A 26,194-nucleotide genomic window follows, 5' to 3' on the forward strand; every position below is an offset into this window, starting at 1 on the left:
ATGATGGAAAACTCCAATATGATTGGACTTCATTATACCATCAGCAGCTCCCGAATATCCTGCTCAGATAAGGTCGTTGTCCCCCCATCTCCCGGTTCGATCACTTCCGCAATCAGATCCTTCTTCCGCTGCTGCAGTTCCAGAATCTTCTCTTCAATCGTGCCCTCCGTAATCAGACGAATAACCTGCACGACTTGCTTCTGCCCCATTCGATGGGCGCGGCCAATGGCTTGTTCTTCGACTGCGGGGTTCCACCACAGATCATATAATATTACGGTATCTGCACCGGTTAAGTTCAGTCCAGTACCGCCAGCTTTCATTGAGATCAGGAATAGCTCGCCTTCCCCCTCGTTGAATCTCCGGCACATGTCTACGCGGCTCTGAGTCGGTGTCTGCCCATCCAGATAAAACAGATTCCTGCCTTGTGCTGCCAGCGTCTGCCGAATCAGATTCAGCATGCTTGCAAACTGGGAGAAGATCAGAATTCGTTTACCTGCAGCCAGACAATCCTGAACCGTTTCGAGCAGCTGCTCCATTTTGCCTGAGTCTCCCTGATAGCCCTCTACAAACAGAGCGGGGTGACAGCACAATTGGCGTAAACGGGTGATACCGGCCAGTATTTTGATCCGATTTTTCTGAAAACCGTTCTCTTCCATATCCTTGGATGTCTCATCCTGAAGCTGGGAGAGGTAGGCAGCATACAGTTTCTTCTGCTCCACTGTTAACTCAGAGCGCTGCACCGTCTCAATGCGATCCGGCAGTTCTTCCAGCACGTCCTTCTTCAGGCGGCGGAGAATGAACGGACGAACCATCCGGGCAATGCGCTCAGGTGGGAGGTCCCGGAATCTGCGATAGCTTGGAAATAGACCCGGGAAAATCGCTTCAAAGATGGACCACAGCTCATCCAGCGAGTTCTCTACAGGCGTACCTGTGAGCGCAAAGCGCCGCGGGGCCTGAATCTGTTTAACGGCCTGAGCCGTCTGAGAGGAAGAATTTTTGATCGCCTGAGCCTCGTCCAGGATAAGCGTATGAAAAGTTCTTCCCAGATACATATCCAGATCTCGACGCAGTAATGGATATGACGTTACGATGACATCCGCCTGATTCATGTCTGCGAGCATGTTGGCGCGCTCTTCCTTTTGTCCTGCAGCAATAAGAATGCGTAAATGCGGGGCAAAGCGCTCAAATTCATTCGCCCAGTTGTAGGTCAATGAAGCAGGTGCGACGACAAGCACAGGGGGATGGGTCGCTTGGCTTCGAATGGTTAATCCATCCTGTGATCCCGATGCACGGGAACTACCCCCTAGCCCCACCAGAGACGCCTCGTCCCATGGCAATCCGGTTGCAGGATCAATCCCTGAATAAGCTACCTCTGAAGCACCTTCTCCCAGTATCCCGTTTTCCCCATAACGATCTGGTCTTCCAACATCTCCATCAAAAACTGGGTTCTCTTTCAGTTCAGCCGTAATATAGGCGATACTTTGCAACGTTTTGCCAAGTCCCATATCATCTGCCAGGATCCCGCCAAAACGATAAAAGGCAAGTGTGCGCAGCCACTGATATCCACTGGCCTGATAATCCCGCAGCACGGGAGCGAGTCCATTCGGCATTGCAAAATCCATCCGCTCGGGATCACGAAGGTCATCCAGGAAACGCTTCAAGGAGCCTCCCCATTTCACATGTCCGGAAACCTCATCCCGGCTCGGAAGCTGTAACGCTCTAACGACTGGCAGCCGAATGTGGCTGCATTTGATATCGCCCGCTCCAAGTCCTAGCGAGTCCGCCATGTGGGCGAAGCTGTCTGCTCCTTCATTTTCAAGTGAAAGAAAGACACCGCTGCGCAAGCGGAAATACGGTTTCTTTTCCACAATGCTGCGCATGATTTCCTGAAGTTCCTGCTCGTTCACGCCTTCCATTTCAAACGAAATCTCCAACCAGTCCAGTCCTTTCCCGAGATCTGCCCGAACTTTGGGAGGCGTCGGATAGGATTGCATCATGGCCTTCACGGCATTCGGGACATAGATGTCCACCTGTTTCTCCAATTCAGGCACCAAATGATACATCACATCATAGATCGCATCTTCACGCTCGCTCGCCCACACACTACCTTCACGTTCCAGGAAGGAACGATCCAGTCGCTCAATCAGATTCCGCTCGGCATGACGATCACGCACCAGAATAACCTTTCTCTCTTCTTCGTCGATCAGATACTCCGCCAGCGGGTTAACCACCATTACACCATAATCAAACTCCAGACGCGCAGTGATCCGCTCCCGGTAAAAATCAATATAGAGCTTCGGCGCAATCTCCGGCTCAGCAATTCGTTCACGTACCTGGGAGTCGATCGACAGATGCCCAAGTGTACGCAGTTCCGGCACCACATGCTGCACGAACTCATCGACTTGCTGAGATGAAATATCGATGCTTTCCTTAATCCCATACGAAGTGAGCGCCCTGCTCAAGTCTTCCAGACTGCGCATCTGCATCGGCTCCAGCATGTGAAGTTGTCCTTCGACCACAGCAGCATCATAGGCCGGAAGAAGAATCAACTCGCGCAAACCCGAGATCTCGAGCTGATACCCCTCATTGTCCCCCTGGGCAATCCGATAAAACAAAGGTAGTGCACCTTCACCCAACGTGAGCGGTCCGTTCGCGAGTCCCGTGCCTTCCATCCGGCTGTCGGCCTGAAGCAGCAATTCCAGCAGCGGTTTCCACACCAGCGGCGCAATCAATATATCCCGGCCATCCGAAGCACCCAGATAACCGGAGATGGATTCACGATACGCTTCCTCGCTCTGCCTCATACGAATCAGCATGGATAGAATCTCCTGATCCTGAGGGCTGAAATAATGCATCGAAGGGTCATAGAAAAACAGTTTGGTAAAGGACATCGGCTCGCCCTTCTCGACGCAGTTCAGGAATTGCTTCACCTTTTGCACCACGTATAGCCGCTTACTTCCGACCTTAAGCTCCAGTGCGAGCTTGGCACCCCCTTTGTGGACCTGAACGAGCTTGCATATAAACTGAACCTGAAGCTCTTCCCGCAGCGAGGAGCGGGTGACAGGTGCCGTATATTTACGTTCACCCGCATGTAAGGGACTGCGTTCCTTGGCAAAGATGGACAGAATCTGGTCAGCCGTGCGATACGAAGGCTTGTCTGCTGAACGTCCCCAGCCTGGAGCTGAACTCGGGCGACCTGCCTGGGCAAAATGGGCAACCGGTTGATGATCCGCATCAGCAGCGGAATTAAGCCCGAAAGCCGAGGAACCATTCTTTTGTGCAAAAGAATGAGATGTTGTACTCGTACTGGACTCCATATATCGTTTTGAACTTGAACCTTCGTGTCGTTCAGGACTGTCATTCCTAGCCGAGTCTAAGGTTGAAGAAGAGTTAGGACGCTCCCACTCCTTCTCTTCCACCAGCGTACCTACTCTGGAACCGGAGCCTATACCAGAGCTAGAAGAATTCCCTGAGGAAGGTTTGGATGACTCCTGAGATATGCCGGTACCGGCAGCTTTAAGCTCCTGCTGCTCACCCCATTCATGAATCGCCAGCAGAACTGCAGCGACATGTTTGCAATAGTCATAATACCGGCCATCGCCTGGACAAGTGCATGTTGCCTCAACTTCCCCTTTTTCGTCCAAATCCACCTTCACCTGATATCGTTCCGTGCCACGCACCATGGCTTCATAATGACCCTGATCGTCACTGACAATTAGATTGCTCACCCTGCCGGACTGGTTATAGGCTTCCCCTCGTTTGAATGCCGTGACCCCGCACAGCAATTTGATATCCATCATGGTGAATGGCGCCACGTATTTCGCCTCCTTATGCGTTCTGACGGGTATGATTAGCTTTAATCCACCTGTCCCTTTTACAGAAAAAACCCCAAGAGCTCCGTAAAGCAGAGATTGGGGTTGCTTCATGCTTGTAACCTGTTGCTTGCTACAATACTTATCGTCCTAATAGATGTAACCTACGATCCGTTTATTTCACCAATTGACCGCGTGTAACACCCAGTTGGTTGGTTGCTTTCAATGTTTTCCACACTTGTGTACCGCTGATCTCACCGCGAAGTGCACGGTTGTACAGATCAATAACTTCCATAACCTGCTCCGGCGTCTCTTCCAGGAATTCGACGCGGTAACGGGATACACCCAGGTCCATGAAGTTGGTCAGGTACTCAGCACCCGACTGTTCCACTGCGTTATAAACGGTATTACGGCAACCTTCATCCACACGTACCGGGTGAGACATGCCAATCCGGTCTTGCAGGGATGCACGCTGTTCTTCACAAGGGCGTCCACAGTTCGTATAATCCGTTCCTTCACTCATAAACGTACAGTACACACAGTGCTCCGTATGGAACATCGGCAGATGCTGATGAATAACCACTTCAGTCTGGCTTGTACGGGAGTTGCCCAGCAAATCAACCATTTGTTGAATGTTCAGGTCATAAGATGGCGTAATCCAGTCACATCCTGCTTCCAGGAACAGTTCAACAGCCTTATGGTTGGCGATGTTCAATGAGAAGTCACCGATCAGTTCAGGATGATCCGCATCCGGGTTCTCCATCCGGTGGCGCAGGTAGAAGTACAGCGCACCTGTATTACGTACCAGCACAGCGTCTGGCTTCAGACGCAGGATGTTGTTGTGGTATCCGTTCTCGCCAGGCATGTGAATACGCGGTGTTGCCAAGGCAATCTTGCGGCCAGCGGCATGCACGGCTTCCACGGCTGCCGGGAACTGCTTGATAAACTCGAAGTCGGCGTAGATCATGCCGACACCCGCTTCCAGCGCTGCCTCGACTTGAGGCAGGCTGCGACAGAGCGCGGTCAGCTCCGCTTGACCGCGAGCCACTGGCGATGCCGGTTTAACCGCATCGCCGTAAACTTCTACCGCCCGTTTCACGTAGACGGGCGGTTTAGGGCGCTCGCCCGCGAGCTGTTCCACCGCCTGACGGCGAATGTTATTCAGCTCGCGCATCGGGATGATGACGTCACCGTGCAGGTTGACGTCAAGCTCTTCCAGCTGGAACACGGTGCCGCCCAGACGTCCGAATTGCTCCTCGAGCAATTCATAGGTCATTGGACGCTTCTGGGCAATGTCCAGTTCCATCTCGGAATCGATCCGGACAGTCGTGCCCTTCTGCACGTCTGTCCACCAAGTGCTGAGCGGCTGCCCAGGGCTGCCGATGACTTTTACTTTTACCGGGAATACACGGTATGGCTTCTCGGTCTCGAAGCTCTGACGCAGACGTTTGTCCAGCGCAGGGTCATTCGTTTTCCACACTTTGTCGCCAACCTTCACGCGGCGCAGATCCACGTCACTACGACCTGGCACGATGTCCACGATCCAGCCTTCACCGGCTTCGCCTTCAATTTTCACGCCTTTACGACGTACATCGTATACCCGTCCGCCTTCTTCCTTCTGCGTTGGGTCACCAGCGTCAAACACGATGCCGTCTCCACGCTTCACAGGTGCGTCCAGCTTCAACACAACACCGTCACGCAAAACTTGATCCACGCGTCCGAGGTAGACACCACGGCTTTTCGGGAACGTACCATCAACCAGCTGTTTGTTGTTCGTACCGTCCAGGAAACCATGTGTGAAGCCACGGGAGAAGCTTTGCTGCAGCTCACGGATTTCTTCCTTGCTTGGTGGCGTATTGTCACCGTCGAAGTAACGGTCAATTGCTTTGCGGTATTTGCTAACCACGTTCGCGACGTATTCCGGGGTTTTGAGACGACCTTCGATCTTGAAGGACGTTACGCCTGCTTCGATCAGTTCCGGCATCAAGTCAATGGCAGCCAGATCCTTCGGAGACAGCAGGTATGCGACATCACCCATCGGCTTATGTTCTCCATCGATCATCAAGTCATATGGCAGTCGGCATGCCTGTGCACATTCACCGCGGTTCGCAGAACGTCCGCCCCACATCTCGGAGGTCAGACACTGTCCCGAATACGATACACACAGTGCACCATGCACGAATACTTCCATTGGAAGTTTCGCCTGTTCACCAATTTTCTGAATTTGCTTCAGGTTGTTCTCCCGGCCAAGAACGACACGCTCCATATCAAACGGCTTCGTAAACTCAACCGCTTCCGGTGATGTAATCGTCATCTGAGTGGAACCGTGAATCGGGAAATCCGGTGAGATCTCACGAATCAGTTTCACCAAGCCCAAATCCTGTACGATCACGGCATCTACGCCAGCATCGACACATGCGTCGATCAGCTCCTTGGCATCCGTCAATTCATTTTCAAAAATCAATATATTAAAGGTCAAGAACCCTTTTACGCCATAGCTGTGCAAAAACGCCATAATCTCCGGCAGTTCTTCCATGCGGAAATTGTTCGCGCGTGCCCGTGCATTAAACTTTTCGACTCCGAAGAAAATCGCATCCGCGCCATTGGCCACCGCCGAACGCATACAATCCCAATCACCTGCGGGTGCCAGAAGCTCGACGTCTTCTCTTCGTAATGTTGCTGTTTTCATGTAGATCCTCCCCATAACCGGCCGTAGCCGGATTTAATCCCTGTATCCTCATACGCTGAGCCTGTACCTTCATCCCGTTGCCTGCATTGTCACTGTATCGCTATATCTATACATTATGTCTGTATTGCCTGATTCCCAAGCCTACAGTCATCTTTATTTATCAGATCAGCAGTCATAACTCCTGAACTAAGATATTGTACCACTTCTGCACTCACTCTTCTACGCTTTCCTGAAAAAACCGTTTACCATTTTCATTTCCATCTGCTGACTTATAATTTTACACTTTACCACTCCGATTGCAGTACCATCTTCCGATCGCTATTATCCCCGGATTTTTTTGATTCCCTTTATAAAGGGGAAAATCCGGGGATAAAGGCGGGGCTTATGCTTCCGATGCAGCTTTCTTTCAGAAAGCTTTCAGTTTCGCTTCTTCAGATTGGTTCTGCACTCTTCGTTCCGTGTAATATTGGATTCATTTGATTTGATATAGAAAAAACCGGAAGGTCTCAGACCCTCCGGCATTAACTACATTATTTTGTAAAAGTAAATGATTTCACGGCTTTCTCCAGCGCTGCAGTCTGAACGTCCGTTTTATTGGCATCATTCAATCCCGTCGTAATCGTATACGTCATTCCATTCTGTTCAAAGACGATCTGCTGCCCGGTATACGGCACGCCATTGTCCAGTTCATGATACGTGAAGGAGAACGCTGGAACACCAGCAATGGTCGTTTCCCCGCTGTTCAGCAGCTTGAAGTTTTTCCGCGTTTTCGCAGCTTCCTCATAAGCTTCTCTCAGCTGGCTTACCGTCATTTCGACCGATTGATCCTCGTTTACGCCAATGGAGAACTGGCCACCTGTGAACGTATAAACAACGGGAGAATACTCAAATCGGTCATTATACGCCGTCCAGTAACGCGGAATGTCGACGCTATAATGGTACCGTTTGGACGTGCGTGTTAAAGTCTTCGTTTTATCGGTCAAATACGGATCTTCATCCAGTTGCCCGAAGTTATCGGATACGGTATCAAAATCAATGACTACACTCTTCATGATCCGCTCAAACCATTCCCGATCCTGAGTCTGCTCCTCAGGGAATGTGTATTCGGCGTAATAGCGATAACCGTTCTTCTGCAAAAGTACATCGAACTCCGTCTGCCATCCGTCACCAAAGTTATAACGGAACTCATTGACCTCCGCCGTTTCGCCGGAAACATCAATGGTATACGAACGAATCGGTTCATAACTTTCAGGTGTGAACGTTTCTCGCATCCACTTGTCCAGTTGACCGCTCCAGTCTTTTACGGTTGCCCCAGCTGGCGCTGAGGTCACGCGCATTTGCAAAAACGCGCCATTCTTGGACTCATAAGTCATCTGTGTGTTGTCCATCGACCAGCCTGCCGGGACACTCAGTTCGATGCCATAATCGTCATTCCAGGCAGAACGCATGCCATTATCGACGGTGGACAGATCCTTAATGGTCCGGTCCGATTGCACGTAGGTAGGCTGGAATGAGTTGAGGAACGCTGCACGTTTATTCAGATCCTTGTAGTTCAGTGCATCGTAATCTGCCAGGTAAACGTCATATTGACGACCATTATTAATGTACTGGCGCATCTCCCATAACATGCCGTCCATATCTTTAACCACGATTCGGGCATAAGGCGTTTTGCCTTTGGCAACGGATTCCCGGTCCAGCACCGTATCCCCCGACTGCTTGGCCTCCTGCACCAGCTGCTGCAGCATGTCATCCGAATCCAGAGCAACATCCTGATCGCTAACATACACCTCAAGGTAGTAGCTGCTGTCCGCCGAGCCAAACGTCATCATCCGCTCCTGCTCACCTGTTTGCAAAACCATCAGATCTGCCGGGTAATTAATGGACCAGCCGTAATAGCTGTTGCCGATTCTTGTTTTGCCTGCGTCGAGATCAATGCCGCCCTCATCTTCATCCACGGAATCATCTGTTTGCAATAATCGAATAACCACTTCCCCTGAACTGCTTGGAGCAAGTGTCGCTCCAATGCCGGCAGCTACCGGACGAAGGGGGACCATAAGCACGCCATTTACCATTTTGGGAGCGGCACCCATCTCCTTTTTGACCCCATCCACCCAGGCAATGGAGCTGCCAATCGTTAAGGTGACCGTATGCGGACCTTCCTTCACTTTAACAACATCATTTTTCTCCAGCCGAATTTCGCTGCCAAACGCCTTCTTGAACACACCGACAGGCACCATCGTCACACCTTTAACCTTATACGGTTTGGCGATCGCTTGCTTGCTGCCGTTGATGTAGGCGCTCGTGCTTCCGGCTTGGATCCGCAGTTCATTCGTCGTATATTCAGCTGCCCATACTGGCATTACAGCACCCATGGTCAGCATCCCGGTCAACACCCCTGTGCTCAGCACACGTAAAAATGACTTCTTCATTCCGTTCTATCGTCCTCTCTAATCCGGGTCGTTCACCGGGCTTTATTGTTCTTCATCTACCGGAAACGGCTCTTCATCCTCATCTTGGATATCCGCACGATCCGCAAGCACCAATGTACGTGTGACGATATCACCATCGGATTGCATCAGCAGTTTCACCTTTTGCCCGGGTACATATTTCTTGAGCAGCTCATTAATATCCACAACGGAAGAGACACGCGTACCTGCTACGCTGTATAACACGTCTCCTTCCTGGATTTTGGCTTTCTTCGCTTCACTGGACAGCACACCCGTGATTGTGAGTGGATCGTCCGTAGGCAGACCTACAATCGCAGACCAGCTCTCTTCGAGCTGCAGACCAAGGCTTGCCCGTTTGATTTTGCCGTATTCAAAAAACTGATTGATAATATATTGAACGGTATCCACAGGAATCGAAAATCCCATATTCTCGACACCCACCGCTGAAAACTTCATGGAATTAATGCCAACAACCTCCCCCTTGAGGTTAACGAGCGGTCCTCCGCTGTTCCCCGGGTTAATGGCTGTATCCGTCTGAATCAAACGATAGGTTGCCTCCACTCCTCGATTCAGGCCACTAATGACACCCACAGTTGCCGAATTTCGCAGGGAGAAGGAGATGGGTGTACCAATAGCAACAACCGTCTCGCCGACTGAAGTTTGGGAAGCTTTGGCGAACGTCGCCGGTTTAAGCGATTCGGCATTAATTTTGATGAGCGCCAGATCACTCAGTGGATCGCTGTATGTTTTCGTAATTTTATATGTATTACCATCGGTCGTCACAACCAAGGCGTTGCTTAATCCATCCACCACATGTGCGTTGGTCACAATCCAGCCATTGGAGCGTATAATTACGCCGGTCCCATGAGCTAAGTTATAGCGGTCTGTCGTGACCCCTTCCTGCCCTGCATCCGCTTTGCCAATGATACCAACAACAGATGGTGACACCTTCTCGATTACTTTAGGAATGGCTTCATTCCCCTTGTACTGATAGGTTCCCGTTTTCGCATCATACTGGCCATTCCCACCGATGGACTTCACCAAATCAGCTGCACTGACATACACCTGTCCGTCGACGACTTTGGCCTTCATGTCAGCTGCCTGCTCTGCTGCCCCAGCCGTAGACGCAACACTCACCCCGAGTACAGCAGCTATACACACCGCCACGCATTTTTTCCCCAACGATCTCATCTTTTCACCTAGCCCTCTCCATATATCCTCCGTTATGCAACCATCCTAGCATCCAACTCTATGGATTTCTTGTCTCTATCATCTGCTATACCGGTATCCTCCAATTTATCATACATATTCTTCCTGTACAAATGTTTTCAGTCCTACTTTTACTCGTAAAAACATGGCTTCACACATGCCCATCAAGCACACAAAAAAACACCTTCCGCCATTTCCCTGGAAAGTGTTTTGTCTGTTTCCGTTTGCTATTTTTCTGAACACCCTAACTAAACCAGTTCTTAATCATTGCATAGTCCGTCATTAGGAAGACAAGCAGACTGACTACTGCAAATCCGATCGCAAACAGATTCTTCTTCGGTGCTCGAAGAAGACGAACCACACCAATAAAAATAATGATTGTAAACAGAATGACAAAAATATCAAATGCATTAAAATTGGATGTACTCGCCGTGGCAGCTTCTGCAAACAGCATGGATAGACAGACCCCCCTCACCATAGTTGAACAGCTAACGCATACCCTAATATCTTCCTCTATGTTATCTGTCCCCTGCTAGTAATGCAAGCCCTATCATCCAGAAAAATGAAAAAAATCCAGTTCGAACTCGGATCGTTGTAATGCCTGCCCCACCTCATATGTAAACACTTTCAATGAAATAACTATTATGCTAACTTCAGGCGAAAAAAGGAATAACCCCTCTTTTGAATAGAGCAAGGCACTCATCAGAAAATAAATACCTCACCCTTCATCAAAAGAAGGGTTATTGATTATAGAGATATCCACCATAGTTAGCTAGTCAACAATTTACGTTCCGGCTCGGCTTGTCGCCAAGACACCGATAAGTAAAGGTACTTGAATCAAGTAGGGTGGATGGTCACTAATTTTCATTTCATTTTAACGAACAATATGGTCTTGCCTATTCCGTCAATTGCAGCGTCTTACTTCGTTCCGTGTCGCGCTCCAATACCGGTTTAAGGTACCTGCCTGTATAAGAAGCTTCCACCTTAATAATATCCTCTGGTGTCCCTGTCGCCACGATCGTTCCGCCGCCACTACCACCTTCAGGACCCAAATCCACGATATAATCAGCGGTTTTGATAACGTCGAGATTATGCTCGATAACGAGTACCGATTCACCGGAATCCACCAGACGGTGGAGCACATTAAGCAGACGATCAATATCATCGACATGCAGACCTGTTGTAGGCTCGTCCAAAATGTAGATTGTTTTACCTGTACTGCGACGATACAGTTCGGAAGCAAGCTTCACACGCTGGGCTTCACCACCAGACAATGTCGTTGCAGGTTGTCCAAGGTTAATATAACCCAGACCTACATCAAGCAATGTCTGCATTTTGCGATGAATCTTCGGAATGTTCTCGAAAAATTGTGTAGCATCTTCAACTGTCATTTCGAGTACATCCGCAATATTTTTGTTTTTATATTTAACTTCTAGGGTTTCCCGGTTGTACCGTTTCCCTTTGCAGACTTCACAAGGGACGTAGACATCGGGCAGGAAGTGCATCTCGATCTTGATAATTCCATCTCCGCGGCAAGCTTCACAGCGTCCGCCCTTGATATTGAAGCTGAACCGGCCTTTTTTGTAACCACGAACTTTGGCTTCATTCGTCTGTGCAAACAGATCCCGAATATCATCAAAGACACCGGTGTACGTAGCTGGGTTGGAACGCGGTGTACGGCCGATTGGCGACTGGTCGATATCGATGACTTTATCAATATGTTCCAGACCCCGGATCTCTTTGTGCTGGCCGGGACGCACACGTGCACGGTTCAGATCCCGTGCGAGCGTTTTGTACAGAATCTCATTAATCAGTGTTGATTTACCTGAGCCGGATACCCCTGTGACTGCAGTAAATACACCCACCGGAATTTTAACATTCAGGTTCTTCAGGTTATTTTCCTTCGCCCCGCGCACTTCCAGCCAGCGATCTCCTACACTGCGGCGTTCCGTCCGTACAGGAATAAACTTGCGTCCGCTCAGATACTGCCCCGTCAGCGAGTTCTCGTCATTCATGATCTCTTCCGGTGTACCCTGTGACATGACGGTACCGCCGTGAATACCTGCGCCTGGGCCGATGTCGATAATGTAGTCGGCTGCCAGCATCGTGTCTTCATCATGCTCCACGACAATTAGCGTGTTACCGATATCCCGCATGTGAGCAAGTGTGGAAATCAGACGATCATTATCCCGTTGATGCAGACCGATACTCGGCTCATCGAGAATGTACAGCACGCCCATCAGACTGGAACCAATCTGGGTAGCGAGACGAATCCGCTGCGCTTCACCACCGGACAATGTTCCGGCAGCACGGCTCAGGGTCAGGTAATCCAGACCGACATTGACCAGGAAGCCAAGACGGCTGTTAATTTCCTTCAGAATCAGTTTAGCAATGGCTTGTTCCTTCTCGCTAAGCTGCAGCGATTCGAAGAAACGTCCTGCTTCCCCGATGGACAGGCCAGTCACATATGCCATGTTGTGGTCGTTGATGGTAACAGCCAAGCTTTCCCGTTTCAATCGGTTTCCTTTGCAGGTACCACAAGGCTTCGCACTCATGTAACCTTCAATAAACTCCCGGATCCCCTCGGATGCCGTCTCACGATAACGACGTTCCAGATTGTTAACGATCCCTTCAAAGGTCACCATAGCTTCCTTGCGCTGGCCAAAATCATTCTCGTAACGGAAACGGACCTTCTCCGAACCTGTACCATTCAACAACTTGTTCATCTGATCCGCTGGCAGATCCTCTACAGGTACATCCTGTGGAATATTAAAGTGCTCGCACACCGATTTCAGGAACTGCGGATAGTACGTGGATGTACCGCCTGTCCAGGCATCAAACGCACCTTCTTCAATCGTTTTGCTTCGATCCGGAACGAGCAGATCCGGGTCTACGATCATTTTTACGCCGAGTCCATCACAATCAGGGCAAGCTCCGAATGGACTGTTGAAGGAAAACATCCGTGGCGCGAGCTCTTCAATACTGAACCCACACACCGGGCAGGCAAAGTTGGAACTGAAGCGCAGCTCTTCTTCACCCATAATATCTACCAGCAGTTGCCCTCCGGACAGATTAAGTGCCGTTTCAATGGAATCCGCCAGACGTGCTTGCACATCTTCCTTGACTACAATCCGGTCTACGACCACTTCAATGGTATGCTTTTTATTTTTCTCCAACTGAATATCTTCAGACAAATCACGCAGTTCTCCGTTCACCCGCACACGGACGAAGCCTTGCTTGGATACATCGGCAAATACACTTTTGTGCTCGCCCTTACGGCCGGAGATAATCGGTGCCAAGATCTGCAACCGGGTACGTTCCGGGTACTGCATTACGCGGTCTACCATCTGCTCTACGGTCTGGGATGTAATCTCTACACCATGATCCGGACAGTGAGGATGACCCACACGTGCAAACAGCAAACGCAGGTAGTCGTAGATCTCCGTAACCGTTCCTACCGTGGAACGGGGGTTGCGGCTTGTTGTTTTTTGGTCGATGGAAATGGCCGGTGACAGGCCCTCGATCGAGTCGACATCCGGTTTTTCCATCTGTCCGAGAAACTGGCGTGCATAAGCAGATAATGATTCCACATAACGCCGCTGTCCTTCTGCATAGATCGTATCAAAAGCCAGCGAGGACTTGCCTGAGCCACTCAGACCGGTCAATACGACGAAGCGGTCACGCGGGATGGTAATATCAATGTTCTTTAGGTTGTGCGCTCGCGCACCTTTAATGACAATGTTCTCGCTCGCCAATGGTTATCCATCCTCTCAATGTTGTGATCTTATCCAACCTTAACCAACCTTTTTAAGGCTGCCGATCCCACCCAAACCCTCCCTTCCAAGGGAGGGCCCCATAGGGCGCAGCCCTCTGGACACCCGAAACAGGCTGTGCTTGGTGTGGGGTCGGGTCTTGCTATGTGAAGGTATGTCGTGTGCCCGCAGCTTCCCCCAAGATCCCGGCCTGCTGCCAGTCTCTTGGAAGGCTGCTCTACTGTGAGAGGGCGCTCACGGCTTCGCCTCGCTCGCGGTAGGTCGCCCTTGCCTTTGGCTCGGCTCCACTAAACACCAAGACGCTCACGGCTCCGCCTCGCTCGCGGTAAGTCGCCATTGCCTTTGGCTCGGCTCCCCTCTACACGACTTCCAAATGCTTTCCTCAGTAATTTGCATCATTCGATTCCAGTCCCTTACGGGTACAAGATATAAACGAACAGAACCTTTTCGATTTATATCTTACGAATTAATGTTGCTTCTTGGATTGATGCAAATCACCTTCCCTATAAACCTTTTAACCAATTTCAACATTTCTATCAGTATAGACCTGATTCCAGGTTTTCAACATGACTAATTATCGGTCATTCCTTGCCGGTTCTTTACTCAACAAGAGAACGGCCAACTGGCCGTTCTCTTGTTGCATATCTATTTATCAATTTACTCCGCACGCAGCTCCAGCAACGCATCACGAAGCTCTGCTGCACGCTCAAACTGCAGATTCTTCGCGGCGTCTTTCATCTCAGCCTCAAGACGCTGAATAAGCGACTGACGTTCCTTCTTCGACATCTTCTCGGCAGCGCCTGTAAGATACTCGTTCTTGGATTCGGCAACCTTGGTGGCCTCGATCACATCACGCACTTTTTTGCGGATCGTCTGTGGTGTAATTCCGTGCTTTTCGTTATATGCTATTTGGATTTCACGACGGCGTTCCGTTTCCTTCATCGCTTTATCCATCGAATCGGTCACTTTGTCACCGTACAGAATAACTCGGCCATCGCTGTTCCGCGCGGCCCGACCGATGGTTTGGATCAGGGAGCGTTCGGAACGAAGGAAACCTTCCTTGTCGGCATCCAGGATGGCAACAAGTGAAACCTCCGGCAAATCAAGACCTTCTCTGAGCAAGTTGATCCCGATCAGCACATGGAATGTTCCCAGCCTCAAATCACGCAGGATCGCCATACGTTCCAATGTCTTGATCTCAGAGTGCAAATAGCGCACCTTGATTCCAATCTCCTTCAGGTAATCCGTCAGGTCCTCGGACATCTTCTTCGTCAGCGTTGTAATAAGCACACGTTCGTCCTTGGCAATCCGGTCGTTAATCTCGCTGATCAAGTCATCGATCTGTCCCTTCGTTGGACGAAGTTCAATGATTGGATCAAGCAGACCGGTTGGACGAATGATCTGCTGCACCATCGTATCCGTGTGCTCAATCTCGTAAGGGCCTGGTGTTGCCGATACATAGATGATCTGGTTCATCTTCTCTTCGAACTCTTCGAATTTCAGCGGACGATTATCCAGTGCAGACGGCAGGCGGAATCCGTGATCTACCAGAACCGTCTTCCGCGCCTGGTCACCGTTGTACATTGCACGGATCTGCGGCAAAGTTACGTGAGACTCATCGACCACGATCAACATGTCATCCGGGAAGTAATCCAGCAGCGTGTAAGGCGTATCACCGCGTTCACGGAATGTCAGTGGGCCTGAATAGTTCTCGATCCCCGAACAGAATCCAACTTCCTTCATCATCTCGATATCGTAACGTGTACGCTGCTCCAGTCGCTGCGCCTCCAGCAATTTGCCTTGTTCGCGCAGTACTTCAAGCCGTTCTTCCAGTTCACGCTCAATGTTGACAAGTGCGACCCGCATCGTTTCTTCCTGGGTTACGAAGTGAGATGCCGGGAAGATCGCAATATGATCGCGCTCACCGATCAGTTCTCCGGTTAACACATCAATTTCCGTAATTTTCTCAATCTCGTCTCCGAAGAGCTCTACCCGAATCGCATGTTCACCCTTGGATGCCGGGAAAATCTCCACGACGTCGCCACGTACACGGAATGTTCCCCGTACGAAGTTGATGTCATTCCGTTGATATTGAATCTCGACCAATCGGGACAAGATCTGATTACGCGGCTTCTCCATGCCTACGCGCAGTGACAGCAGCATGCTGGAGTAGTCATGCGGCGATCCCAAACCGTAGATACAGGACACACTCGCTACAATAATGACATCACGGCGTTCAAACAGCGAACTGGTCGCGGCGTGACGCAGCTTGTCAATTTCCTCGTTGATGCTGGAGTCCTTCTCGATATACGTATCGGAAGACGGAATATATGCTTCTGGCTGATAGTAATCGTAGTAACTGACAAAATACTCAACCATGTTGTTTGGAAAGAATTCTTTGAATTCACTCGCAAGCTGTGCTGCCAGCGTTTTATTGTGGGCAATAATCAGCGTGGGACGTTGCAGCTTGGCAATCGTCTGCGCAATTGTGAAGGTTTTACCCGTTCCCGTTGCACCCAGCAGCGTCTGATATCTTTTCCCTTCCTGAACACCCTGCACCAGTTCTTCAATGGCAGCAGGCTGGTCACCTTGGGGAGAAAACTCGGACTCGATCTCGAACGTTTTGTCGCTCATTATAATATCGCTCATTGCCGTATCTCACCCTATCGTCTAAAATAATAGTCACTATATATTGTCGAAGTTCCCCGAATTTTCATATGGGAAAACTTATAGTAATAGGAATATTTGTTCCCGTATAATTATACCTCGTTCGTACATGTGATGCAAACGTGAAGTAAAGACAGGAGTGGGTTAATTTATGGATATTGCGACACTTATCGGCATCATAGCCGGGATTGCCGCAGTGATCAGCGGTTTTTTGTGGGAAGGCGGCCAATTGTCCGGCCTCGTGCAAAAAACGGCTGCTCTAATTGTGTTCGGTGGAACAATTGCTGCAGTGGTTGCCAGCTTTCCGTCTCATCGGCTGCGTACCATTCCGGCAGCACTGCGCATGGCTTTTGGTCGTAATGATAATGATCCACGCAAGTGGATGGAAGAATTGGTGGACATGTCCTCCATTGCCCGCCGTTCAGGCGTGCTTGCACTGGAACGCCAGGTGATGGATCATCCGCATCCATTTCTGAAAGACGGTATCCAGATGGTTGTCGATGGCACCGATCAGGATGTGATCCGTCAGATCATGGAGCTGGAGATTGATTCGGTAGAACAGAAGCATGAGGGCTATGCCAAAATCTTCGAGTCCGCCGGAGGATACGCTCCAACCATGGGTATTATCGGTACGGTCATGGGACTGATTCAGGTTTTAGGCAGCCTGACGGATCCTACCGGACTGGGCCCTGCCATCGCGGTTGCCTTTACCGCAACCTTATACGGGGTAGCCAGTGCCAATCTTATCTTTTTGCCCATTGCCTCCAAAATTAAGTCCCGGGGTGCGGAAGATATTCAGATGATGGAGATGCTGCTTGAAGGTGTGCTCGCCATTCAGAATGGGGAGAATCCTCATCTTGTACGGAAACGGCTTGAGTCCTTTACCCTCACTCATCGTCAAATCTCACGTCCTGTAATGAAGGAGGGATTGGATGAGTCGGCGCAGTAGAAGGCGCGGAAAACGTGAACCTGGTGACCATCGGGATCGATGGATGATTACCTATGCCGATCTCATTACGTTGCTGCTGATCTTTTTTGTCATCATGTACGCCATGAGCAATCTGGACTCAGGCAAATACGACGTGGTAACCCAATCACTGCAAAATACATTTAATCAATCCGATTCCATTCTTGACCTTGGCAATGGAATCGATGAAACCGCAGGCCATACCATCACTGAAGTCCCTCCAACCGAGGTCCAGGGTGAGGATACAACATCTCCCGAAGAAGGTCAGCCACTGACCGAGCGGGAAGAACAGTTTCGATCCCAGGAAGAGGAGCTGCAGAATCTGTTCAATGTGATTACCCAGTATATCGAAGATAATAAACTGGAAAATCAGATTTTTGTAGCAGATAATCCGCAGGGGATCTCCATCACCCTGAGTGACCGCTTTCTGTTCGATCAGGGACAGGCCGCCCTCAAAAGTGATGCTGCACCTACACTCAGCAAGCTCGCAAGCCTGTTTCGTGACCTGAGCACTGTCGTCAGCATCGAAGGACACACCGACAACGTGCCTGTCGGCGCGAATTCCACATACAAAGACAACTGGGAGCTTTCCGGTGAACGTGCACTGTCTGTGCTACGGTTTTTCTTGGACAAAGAAAATCTGGACCCTGACGGATTTCAGTACGCAGGCTATGCAGACACACGTCCCACAGGTGATAATTCCACCGCAGCCGGCAGGCAAAAAAACCGCCGGGTCGAAATCACCGTACTGCGTCAGCTGCAACCCCAAACCTAAGTTCCAATCGGACGAAGCATCCCGTCACTTCACCAAAAAAAGCACGTTCCTGCCGAACCGAATTCAGTAGAACGTGCTTTTGTTTTTCTATTTTACTGTAGGGACAAATTCAAATTCCAGTCCACTTTGTTATAAATGCTGTTTGATTGCACGAACAAATTACGCACATAATTGACCTGACGCTGAACCAGCGGCTCGGCCGTTTGCTCCAACCAGTACAATCTGCCCGCCAGGAAAGCAAACGCGTACTCTTTCCACGAAGAATAAGCCGATTGCGCTTCAAGGGCTGCCTCCAAAATCAATTGTTCTGCCTCCACTTCAGTGATAAACCCGACATATGCACTCTTCCGGCACAGGTTGGCGTATCTTCCCCAATCCCAGGCTGCGATGCCGGCAGGGGGCAGTTTGTACATATACGTTTTGACCACCAGATATTCATGATATCGGCCCGTTTCCGGATTAAGGGAGTGAATGCACTTCCATTGATCAGCTTCCGATAATGCATTCATAAAAGTCCTCATTTGTTCAAACGCAACCCGATGTCCGCCTTCCCGGATCCATTCCAAAGCCGACAGAAGCTCTTCCCTGTTATGAATACGCCATTCTTCCTCCAAAGAGGTACGGAATCGTTCTTTTTCCTCTTCATTCTCATCATGCTCGTAATCGTTGCGTATATCCAGTCCATTCATCTCATCCATGATGGCGCTCATGCCCCGAAACCACAGCTGTTTGTCCGTAACACCCTGCAGAGCCTGAGCTGCTCCTCTGTCCTGTCCCATGATCCTTGCCCTCCTTCCTATGTAAAATGTAAGTCCATGACTTCATCTGGCTCCAGATGTTGAAGGGGTACAGTCGAAGGCCACAGTTCATATGCCGGCTTGGATTTGCGAAGCTTTTTCAAAAAGGAAAATCCCCGTTCTGCAGCACGAGCAGCAATAGCGTTACGACGCACAACATAATCCGGGTGGTCTGGCTGACTGTGAATAGCCTCTTCGGCATAGGCGAGCGCCTGATCCCAATCATGTTTATCGTAATACACCATGCTCAGAGCACTGCATACATCGCCCCGCAGACCTGCGCCGTAGGCTTTACCCAGTTCAAGAATGGCTTGGTCCATCTCCCCCGCATGATAGGCTGCAATCCCGGAATACAACCAGATATGAGGATCAATATCCTCCGGTTCTTCTCCGTCTATATAAGCTTCCACATATGCTCGGACACTTGCCCAGTCTTGGACTTCTACCAGATATCGTGTAATGAACAGCAATCCCCACGTTTCGACGGTCTCCATGTTAGACATTATGTCCGCAAGCTTGTTCAAATGTGGATCCTTGTCCTGCATATCAGACTCCATCACGCAAACGACCGCCATTTTAGCAAGTTCATATACGTTCGGATGTTCATTTAACCCGTTGACGTATGTATCGTGTGCCAACATAAGCTGCCCCTGTAAACGCAGGATATCTCCTTCAATCAGAGGGCCATCCTGGTCCCCCGGATTCTCGCTCCGGAATTGCCGGATATCCTGCAAGGCCTGTTCCATCTCCCCCAGCTTCGCCCTTGCAATGGCTAGATAATAATAAATGACCGCTTCATGCTCATGGACCAAAGAAGTTTCAAGGGATTGTACGGCCTCGGCATACTGCCCCAGTTTCAAATGTGCGAACCCTTTCCGGTACCAGGCGTTTGCAAAATCATGCTCCTTAACCACAACAATCTCATAATCGGCAAGCGCTTCTTCGTAGCGGCCCATTCTAAAATAACAAAGTGCCCGCAGCGAATAATATTCATAGGGCTCGGAATTCAGCTCAATCGCTTGACCTGACAGTTCAATGGCAGGCTCAAGCTGATCTTCTCTCTGGTAAGCACTCGCAAGCAAATGCAAGACCTCGGCATGGGACGGATCCATTTCTGCTGCTCTGCCCAAATCCTCTATGGCAGCCGTGTTATTGTCCATGCGCAGGTGTAGTTGACCCCGTTCAAGCAATATCGGAAAGCTGCTGATTCCTTCCCGGCTCGCAGCAGCCTCAGCGTACTGAAGGGCTTCAATCCCTTCCTCGCCTTTGCCTATTCGAACAAAGCCCTGGGCCCAGAGCAGATATAATGCCGCATCCAACTCCTCGTTTACATTAATTTCGCCCAGATATTGAACAAGCTGCTCATCGTTCCACAGTTCAGCATACCCCTCGGCAGCTTCACGCTGCAGCTTGCGACGAACGACCGCATCCGCTTCCTGTTCAGCCGCTCTGATCTTTTGCTCAACCCGTTTCTGTTTCAGTTCCAGCAGCTTAATCTGCATCTCCAGATCATGAGGATACTGAGCGACGATCTGCTCAACCATGAGGAGTGCTGTCCCCAATTCACCCTGCTCCTGATAGAACAAGGCCAATCCATTCAATGCATCCAGTTGATGAGGTTCTCGTTCCAGCACCTTGCGGTACAGCTGCTCAGCCTGCTCCTTCTGCCCGGCGGCATACAGAAGTCTTGCGCTATGCAGCAGCCCGTCCACTGCATCTGGTTCGAGTGAAGCCAGCCTTTCAAACAATACCAGAGCGGCTTCTTCCTCCTTGTTCCACAGGCGGAATTTGGCTGCCAGCCGGATCAGGTCCGGGTCATCCGGATACAGTGCCATACCTGCATCAATGTGTGATGCGGCTTCTGCAATATCACCTCGAAGCATCAGTTGGAAAGCCGTTTCACGCAGACGAATAAAGGTTTCATAGTCTATGTCTCTTTCCGGATCAAACGTGTCATAACGCAGCTCCCACGGACGCCCCAGCTCCAGACCGGGATACTCTGCGACTTCCTCTGGAAGTCCCTCTTTCAGCTCTTCCCGCTGCTCCGTCCAGCTAAAGAAGTCGTCCAACCGCCCCCAGATGGCTTTCGGCAAAAAAGGACGTTCATACAGCATCCGCAGCAATTCCGTTCCCGTATAAAATTTCACGTCCAGCTGCCATAGTTCCTCGCTCTGCAGCCAGTCCTCCCATACAGCCAAATCTGCCCGTTTGAATACATCCTCTACAATATAACGCGCTCGTTCCAGCAACTGGACCGTATCATCCACTGCCGCTGTATCTTGAAGCGAAGTCGCTGCCGTCTCAACAGGAGCATCCCAGTGATCCACGGTAAAGTAGACGGGACCTTCTTCGGATTCGGAAGCCGCTTCTTGCAGAGGGCCTTCCGCCTGAACAGAGGGGAGCTCCCTATCGGACTGATTCTGTGCTTGCGGGCTGGCCTGCGCCGTAAGCAGCTCCTGATCCGGCATCGGTTCTTTCGCAGCCTTTAGGGCCTGCTCGTAAGCTGACCGCAATTCTTGGAACCCCTCCGGATCGTCTTCCGGATGTGTACTTCGCAGCTGCTTCGCATACGCACGTCTAATGGCTCCCGTATCCTGCGTAGGCTCAAGCCCCAATCTTGTCCAGATGTCCATTCACATATCACTCCCGCACTCGTTCAATTTGATCCAGCACTTCCTTCAACTTTTCTGCTTCTTTCCTGATTTCACGGTCGTCCTGGCGTTTGAGCGTCTCTTCGAACTGCAGCATGGCCTCGGCTATGATCGTACGGTACTCGGCCAGTGATTCTTCATACATCCGTTCACCGCGAGCTAGGAGCAATCGGTTCTCCATCCGATCCCGCGGATGGATCTTGATCGCTTCCAGCGCTTTGAATCGCTCGGCAATTTCCTCTTTGGACAGGTCACTTTCTTTGCCCTGTATTATCGCTACCTTTTTCTCCCCTGTCTCCACCGAAGACACTTCCACTTCCAGGATGCCGTTAATATCGTACGTGAAACGGATATCTACGGCCTGTTGCCCCGCGGGTGCCGGTGGTACCGAGATCGTCAGTTCCCCCAGCTTGACATTGTTCTTCGCCAGCCGGCTCTCTCCCTGATATATATCCGCAGTAATGGATGCCTGATTGTTGTGCATTGTATAGTACCGCTCGACCTTACTAACGGGGATGACTGTATTCCGTTCAATGATCGGCGCAAACATACCTGATTCGAATCGTCCATTGCCAAGCGACATCGACACAGAGGTACCCAGTGTATACGGGCATACATCCGTCAGAATCACTTCCTCCAGGTCGGCATGGCGTTCCTTCATTGCGGCCTGGATTCCCACACCAAGGGCTACAGCCTCATCCGGATGCAGATGGTTCGCAGGCAGTCTGCCGAACAATTTGCCTGTAAACGAATAAATAAGCGGCATACGCGTAGCCCCGCCTACCAGGATTACGGCATCCAGCTCATTGAGTTTGACTGAAGCATCGCGCAAAGCACGCTCGACCGGTTTTTGCAATCGTGCCAGTAACGGTTTAGCCGCTTGATCAAATCTTGCACGGTCAACACGAAGTTCCCTTACTCCCTCTTCCAGCGTTAAGGACATCGTACCTTCTCGTCCATCAACAAGCGCACGTTTGCATGATTCGGCCTGCTTCCAAAGGGCTGACTGTGCCTTGCCTGACAACGTATCCTGCTCAATCTGATGCTGCTCGGCAAACATGTCCGCCAGTAGTCTTGTGAAATCCTCGCCCCCCAGGAAGTTATCTCCGGCAACCGACTTCACTTCCATTATCTGATCAAACAGTTCCAGGACGGATACATCAAATGTACCGCCGCCCAGATCGAATACCAGGAATTTCGTTTCCGGCTGCTGCTGATGCAGACCGTACGCTATGGCCGCTGCTGTGGGCTCGCTGAGCAAGCGCTCGACCTTGAGACCGGCCAGTTCTCCTGCCCGCTGTGTGGCCTTGCGCTGGGCATCGTTGAAATACGCGGGCACGCTAATAACCGCTTCAGTCACGGATTCCCCCAGGTAGGCTTCAGCATCCGCCTTCAGCGATTTCAATATAAAAGCCGATAATTCTTCCGGCAAAAAATGATATGTACCCAAATGGAATGTTCGCCCGGTCCCCATATACCTTTTGAAGACAGAAGCTGTCCGCTCGGGATGTGTTATCAGCCGCTCTTTGGCCACTTCACCGACGAGCATCTCCCCGTTGTCGTCGACACTAACGACGGAAGGCGTAAGGCGGTTGCCGAGTGCATTTGGAATAATAACGGGTTCTCCGCCAGCCCAGCAGGATACCAGGCTGTTCGTTGTTCCCAGATCAATACCGATGATTGTCATGGAGTACTTACCCTCTTTCTGTTCAACATCTATAAAATGTACAGGACAGTCCCGTAGGCCTTGTTATATGCTGGCATATACAAGTCCGGCATACCGAATGGACCCTGTCTAATTCATTCCTTAACGAACAATTTATCATAGATTAACAACCTGAGGACATAGGTATAACTTCACTGATTTACCCAAAAGCAGGCACCACGAATCAGACCCTTGGCACCTCCCCTACCTGATTACAGCCCAAAAACCGGATACACAAATGTGCACCCGGCCGTTCGAATTTATGAAAGTCTTTCTAGTGACTAAATGAACTATGAACCTATCCTGAATTATCGCAGCACATTTCCATAGGTTATGCGTCCACACCTGGCTGATTGGGACGAAGAATAACCGATCCAACCGTCAGCAATATCGCAGCCATGCCACACAGAATAAGCAGCGGCAGTTTGATGTCGGACAACGTGCCGCCTGCAGAGATCGTTTCAACCGCTTGGATCGTCCATTTTTGCGGGACAAAGTTGGCCAGCTTTTGCATATAGTCCGGCATAATCGACAGCGGCCAGAAGCACCCTCCGATCATGCAGGTTGGTGTGATAATAAGCGAATTCAGGACGTTTGCGTTTTTGGATTCGCGGATCAACCCGGCCACCGTACTCGCAATCCCCATGGATACCAGCATAAACGCAGCCAGGATGAGGAAATGTACGCCAAATGGAATACCTGCGTCATAGTGCAGCACCCACCTGCTGATCCCCAGCACCAGCACAATCTGAATCATGCCGATGGCAAAGCTGCCCATGAAATTGCCGAGAGCAATTTCATATGCACGGACAGGAGCGGTGTACACTCTGGCCATCGTCCTATGCCTACGGTCTTCCATAATGACAGCTACTGCACTGGTCAGCAGCCCCATCATGAACATGATTGTAAATCCGGTCACATTGTTCAGTCCTGGTTTGGGGTACATCTGCAGGTCGGTAGCTTCGCCGGAGATCTGATGTTCCGCCGTTTTCTGCAGCAGCTGTTCGAATGGCTCTTGAGTTGCTGCCGATTCTGCAATCTGTTCTTGACTTGAAGCTGCACTCGTTGCCGCCATTACAACCTGGGCCGACTGATGGAGACCGGCAGCCATCCCTTCAACTGCAGCCCGCAGCGTGTAGGAACTCTCACTGACACGGAGTTCAACCAGCTCGATCGATACCTGCTTCCCTTGCAGCAAGTCATCCGTATAATGAGCAGGTATGATGATCCCCGCATTCCCCTTTTGCCGGGTTATAGCTTCTCGCAGTTCTGCCTCCGTGTTCACCGGCTTGAGCAGATATTCTTCCTTGCTCGCAAGTTCGTTCACAATCCATGCACCGGCTGCCCCTTGATCCTCGTTTACATAAGGAATAACGGCCCGCGTAGCTTGCTCGCTCCCAAATAACGCAACTGCTCCTGTGACTACAAGGCAGGGAAGCAGCAGGAATGCCATAAACCCCCGTTTGCGTCCTATGGTACGTTTGATCATTAACCAGGCAATATTCAGACTATTCATAGCGATATCCCACCTTCCCGTAGATCACAGCTGCAATGGCAAGCAAGACGGCACTCACAACACCGAGCATGAGGATATTATGCATAATCTCCCTCATTGAAGCGTTCAGCATCATTCGCAGGAAACTTTGCAAAGCCCAGTGATTTACCGTAAATTCACCAATCCGCTGTACAAAATCAATGGCAATCGGGGTGAAGCCGCCGCTAATAAACGTCATGGCAATGATGATGCCCTGCATTAACGCACTTGCAGATGCTGCACTTTTGCTCACGAGTGCCACAATTACACCAATCATCATTGAAGATATGGTGATCAGAACGCAGATCAGAACAATCAGCCAAGGATGTGCCCCCCAATTCACACCGTATAGCCAATAGGTCATCAGAACAATAATCAGCGCCTGCATGAAAGCCAGGAGGCTGTTGCCCGCAATTTTCCCTGCAAAAATGACACCATTACCTACGGGAGCGGCCTGCAGACGGGTTAAAGTTTTCTTGTCCCGCTCACTAAAAAGGCTGCTGCTCGTCGTCATGCCTGCGTATAACATGAACATGGCCAGCATCGATGCAGCATAATATTGAGAGGCACTGTATGAGGTACCTGCCGTCCCAGAATTGCTGACGTTAACATAAGAGAAATTGGCCGAGCCCTCGTCAGTCATGGATGCCACGGCCATGCTTGCTTCCGGTCCCAACACTTCAACTGTTGCCATATGCCTGTTCAGTTCATCCGTGAAGCGGGTAAACAACGTCTCACCTACGATGTTCAGTGTGCCGTCTTTCCCCAGAATCCATTGCAGCTTCGCCTCTTCCCCCTTCGCCATCCGTTCCTCCAGATCGGGCGGGATCAAGACTGCAAAATCGAGTTCACCTTGCCGGAGATCACGCTCTGCTTCCTCCTCCGACGTAAAATGCAGTACTTTCATCATTTCGGATACAGACGGAGCCGCTACAAATGCATTCAAGGCTTCCGTGACTGAACCTGAATTCGAACCTGTCTGAATCACTCCCACGCGTACCTGTCCAGGCACGTTGTCCTTCCCCGTATCCATCGTACTGGATAGCGCAGCTCCCAAAATAAAGATCAGCAGCAGTGGTAGAACAAACAGATTAAGGAGAACAGATCGTATTCTCAGAATCCGTCTTATTTCAAACATGCAAATATGCCAAATGTTCATCCATGCCAC

The 26,194-nt window shown here is 50.4% G+C and carries 14 protein-coding genes; 2 read left to right on the plus strand and 12 right to left on the minus strand.

Annotated features, from left to right (window positions below):
* Positions 1–32: 32 nt before the first annotated feature.
* The 7 genes from CHH60_RS14845 to uvrB all read right to left on the minus strand — a co-directional run bounded on the left by CHH60_RS14845 (position 33) and on the right by uvrB (position 16,579).
* Complete coding sequence (locus CHH60_RS14845; RefSeq protein WP_176476071.1) at positions 33–3,815, minus strand: DEAD/DEAH box helicase; 3,783 nt, start codon at positions 3,813–3,815, stop codon at positions 33–35.
* 172 nt (positions 3,816–3,987) lie between these two features.
* Positions 3,988–6,501, minus strand: coding sequence for a U32 family peptidase (locus CHH60_RS14850; RefSeq protein WP_095359882.1), 2,514 nt, complete (start codon positions 6,499–6,501; stop codon positions 3,988–3,990).
* 530 nt (positions 6,502–7,031) lie between these two features.
* Entirely contained in the window at positions 7,032–8,930 is a 1,899-nt protein-coding gene (locus CHH60_RS14855) for a stalk domain-containing protein (RefSeq protein ID WP_095359883.1), read from the minus strand.
* A gap of 42 nt (positions 8,931–8,972) precedes the next feature.
* Positions 8,973–10,139, minus strand: a complete 1,167-nt coding sequence (locus CHH60_RS14860; RefSeq protein WP_176476072.1) for a S1C family serine protease — start codon at positions 10,137–10,139, stop codon at positions 8,973–8,975.
* A 262-nt stretch (positions 10,140–10,401) separates the two neighbouring features.
* On the minus strand, positions 10,402–10,611 hold the full coding sequence (locus CHH60_RS14865) for a DUF2759 family protein (protein WP_095291462.1): 210 nt from the start codon (positions 10,609–10,611) through the stop codon (positions 10,402–10,404).
* A gap of 442 nt (positions 10,612–11,053) precedes the next feature.
* Positions 11,054–13,912, minus strand: coding sequence for an excinuclease ABC subunit UvrA (gene uvrA, locus CHH60_RS14870; protein ID WP_095359884.1), 2,859 nt, complete (start codon positions 13,910–13,912; stop codon positions 11,054–11,056).
* Positions 13,913–14,587: 675 nt separating this feature from the next.
* Positions 14,588–16,579, minus strand: coding sequence for an excinuclease ABC subunit UvrB (gene uvrB / locus CHH60_RS14875; protein ID WP_095359885.1), 1,992 nt, complete (start codon positions 16,577–16,579; stop codon positions 14,588–14,590).
* Positions 16,580–16,748: 169 nt separating this feature from the next.
* On the opposite strand from uvrB, the gene CHH60_RS14880 reads away from it, so the two are divergent.
* Both CHH60_RS14880 and CHH60_RS14885 read left to right on the plus strand, forming a co-directional pair.
* Positions 16,749–17,546, plus strand: a complete 798-nt coding sequence (locus CHH60_RS14880; RefSeq protein WP_095359886.1) for a flagellar motor protein — start codon at positions 16,749–16,751, stop codon at positions 17,544–17,546.
* Complete coding sequence (locus CHH60_RS14885; protein WP_095291452.1) at positions 17,530–18,339, plus strand: flagellar motor protein MotB; 810 nt, start codon at positions 17,530–17,532, stop codon at positions 18,337–18,339. Before CHH60_RS14880 ends, CHH60_RS14885 begins: the two co-directional genes overlap by 17 nt.
* A 92-nt stretch (positions 18,340–18,431) precedes the next feature.
* Here CHH60_RS14885 and CHH60_RS14890 read toward each other — a convergent pair whose 3' ends face one another.
* The 5 genes from CHH60_RS14890 to CHH60_RS14910 all read right to left on the minus strand — a co-directional run bounded on the left by CHH60_RS14890 (position 18,432) and on the right by CHH60_RS14910 (position 26,185).
* Entirely contained in the window at positions 18,432–19,118 is a 687-nt protein-coding gene (locus CHH60_RS14890; protein ID WP_095359887.1) for a DUF1266 domain-containing protein, read from the minus strand.
* Between the two features lie 17 nt (positions 19,119–19,135).
* On the minus strand, positions 19,136–21,769 hold the full coding sequence (locus CHH60_RS14895) for a J domain-containing protein (protein WP_095359888.1): 2,634 nt from the start codon (positions 21,767–21,769) through the stop codon (positions 19,136–19,138).
* 7 nt (positions 21,770–21,776) lie between these two features.
* On the minus strand, positions 21,777–23,474 hold the full coding sequence (locus tag CHH60_RS14900) for a molecular chaperone HscC (RefSeq protein ID WP_095359889.1): 1,698 nt from the start codon (positions 23,472–23,474) through the stop codon (positions 21,777–21,779).
* Between the two features lie 349 nt (positions 23,475–23,823).
* The gene (locus CHH60_RS14905) at positions 23,824–25,008 is read right to left on the minus strand and encodes an ABC transporter permease (RefSeq protein ID WP_095359890.1); all 1,185 of its coding nucleotides are present in this window, start codon (positions 25,006–25,008) and stop codon (positions 23,824–23,826) included.
* Positions 25,001–26,185: an ABC transporter permease gene (locus tag CHH60_RS14910; RefSeq protein WP_095359891.1), complete on the minus strand. Its 1,185-nt coding sequence runs from the start codon at positions 26,183–26,185 to the stop codon at positions 25,001–25,003. Before CHH60_RS14910 ends, CHH60_RS14905 begins: the two co-directional genes overlap by 8 nt.
* Positions 26,186–26,194 lie beyond the last annotated feature (9 nt).

Origin of the sequence: Paenibacillus sp. 7523-1 (assembly GCF_002276415.1) — a bacterium.
GTDB classification, from domain to species: Bacteria; Bacillota; Bacilli; order Paenibacillales; family Paenibacillaceae; genus Paenibacillus; species Paenibacillus illinoisensis_A.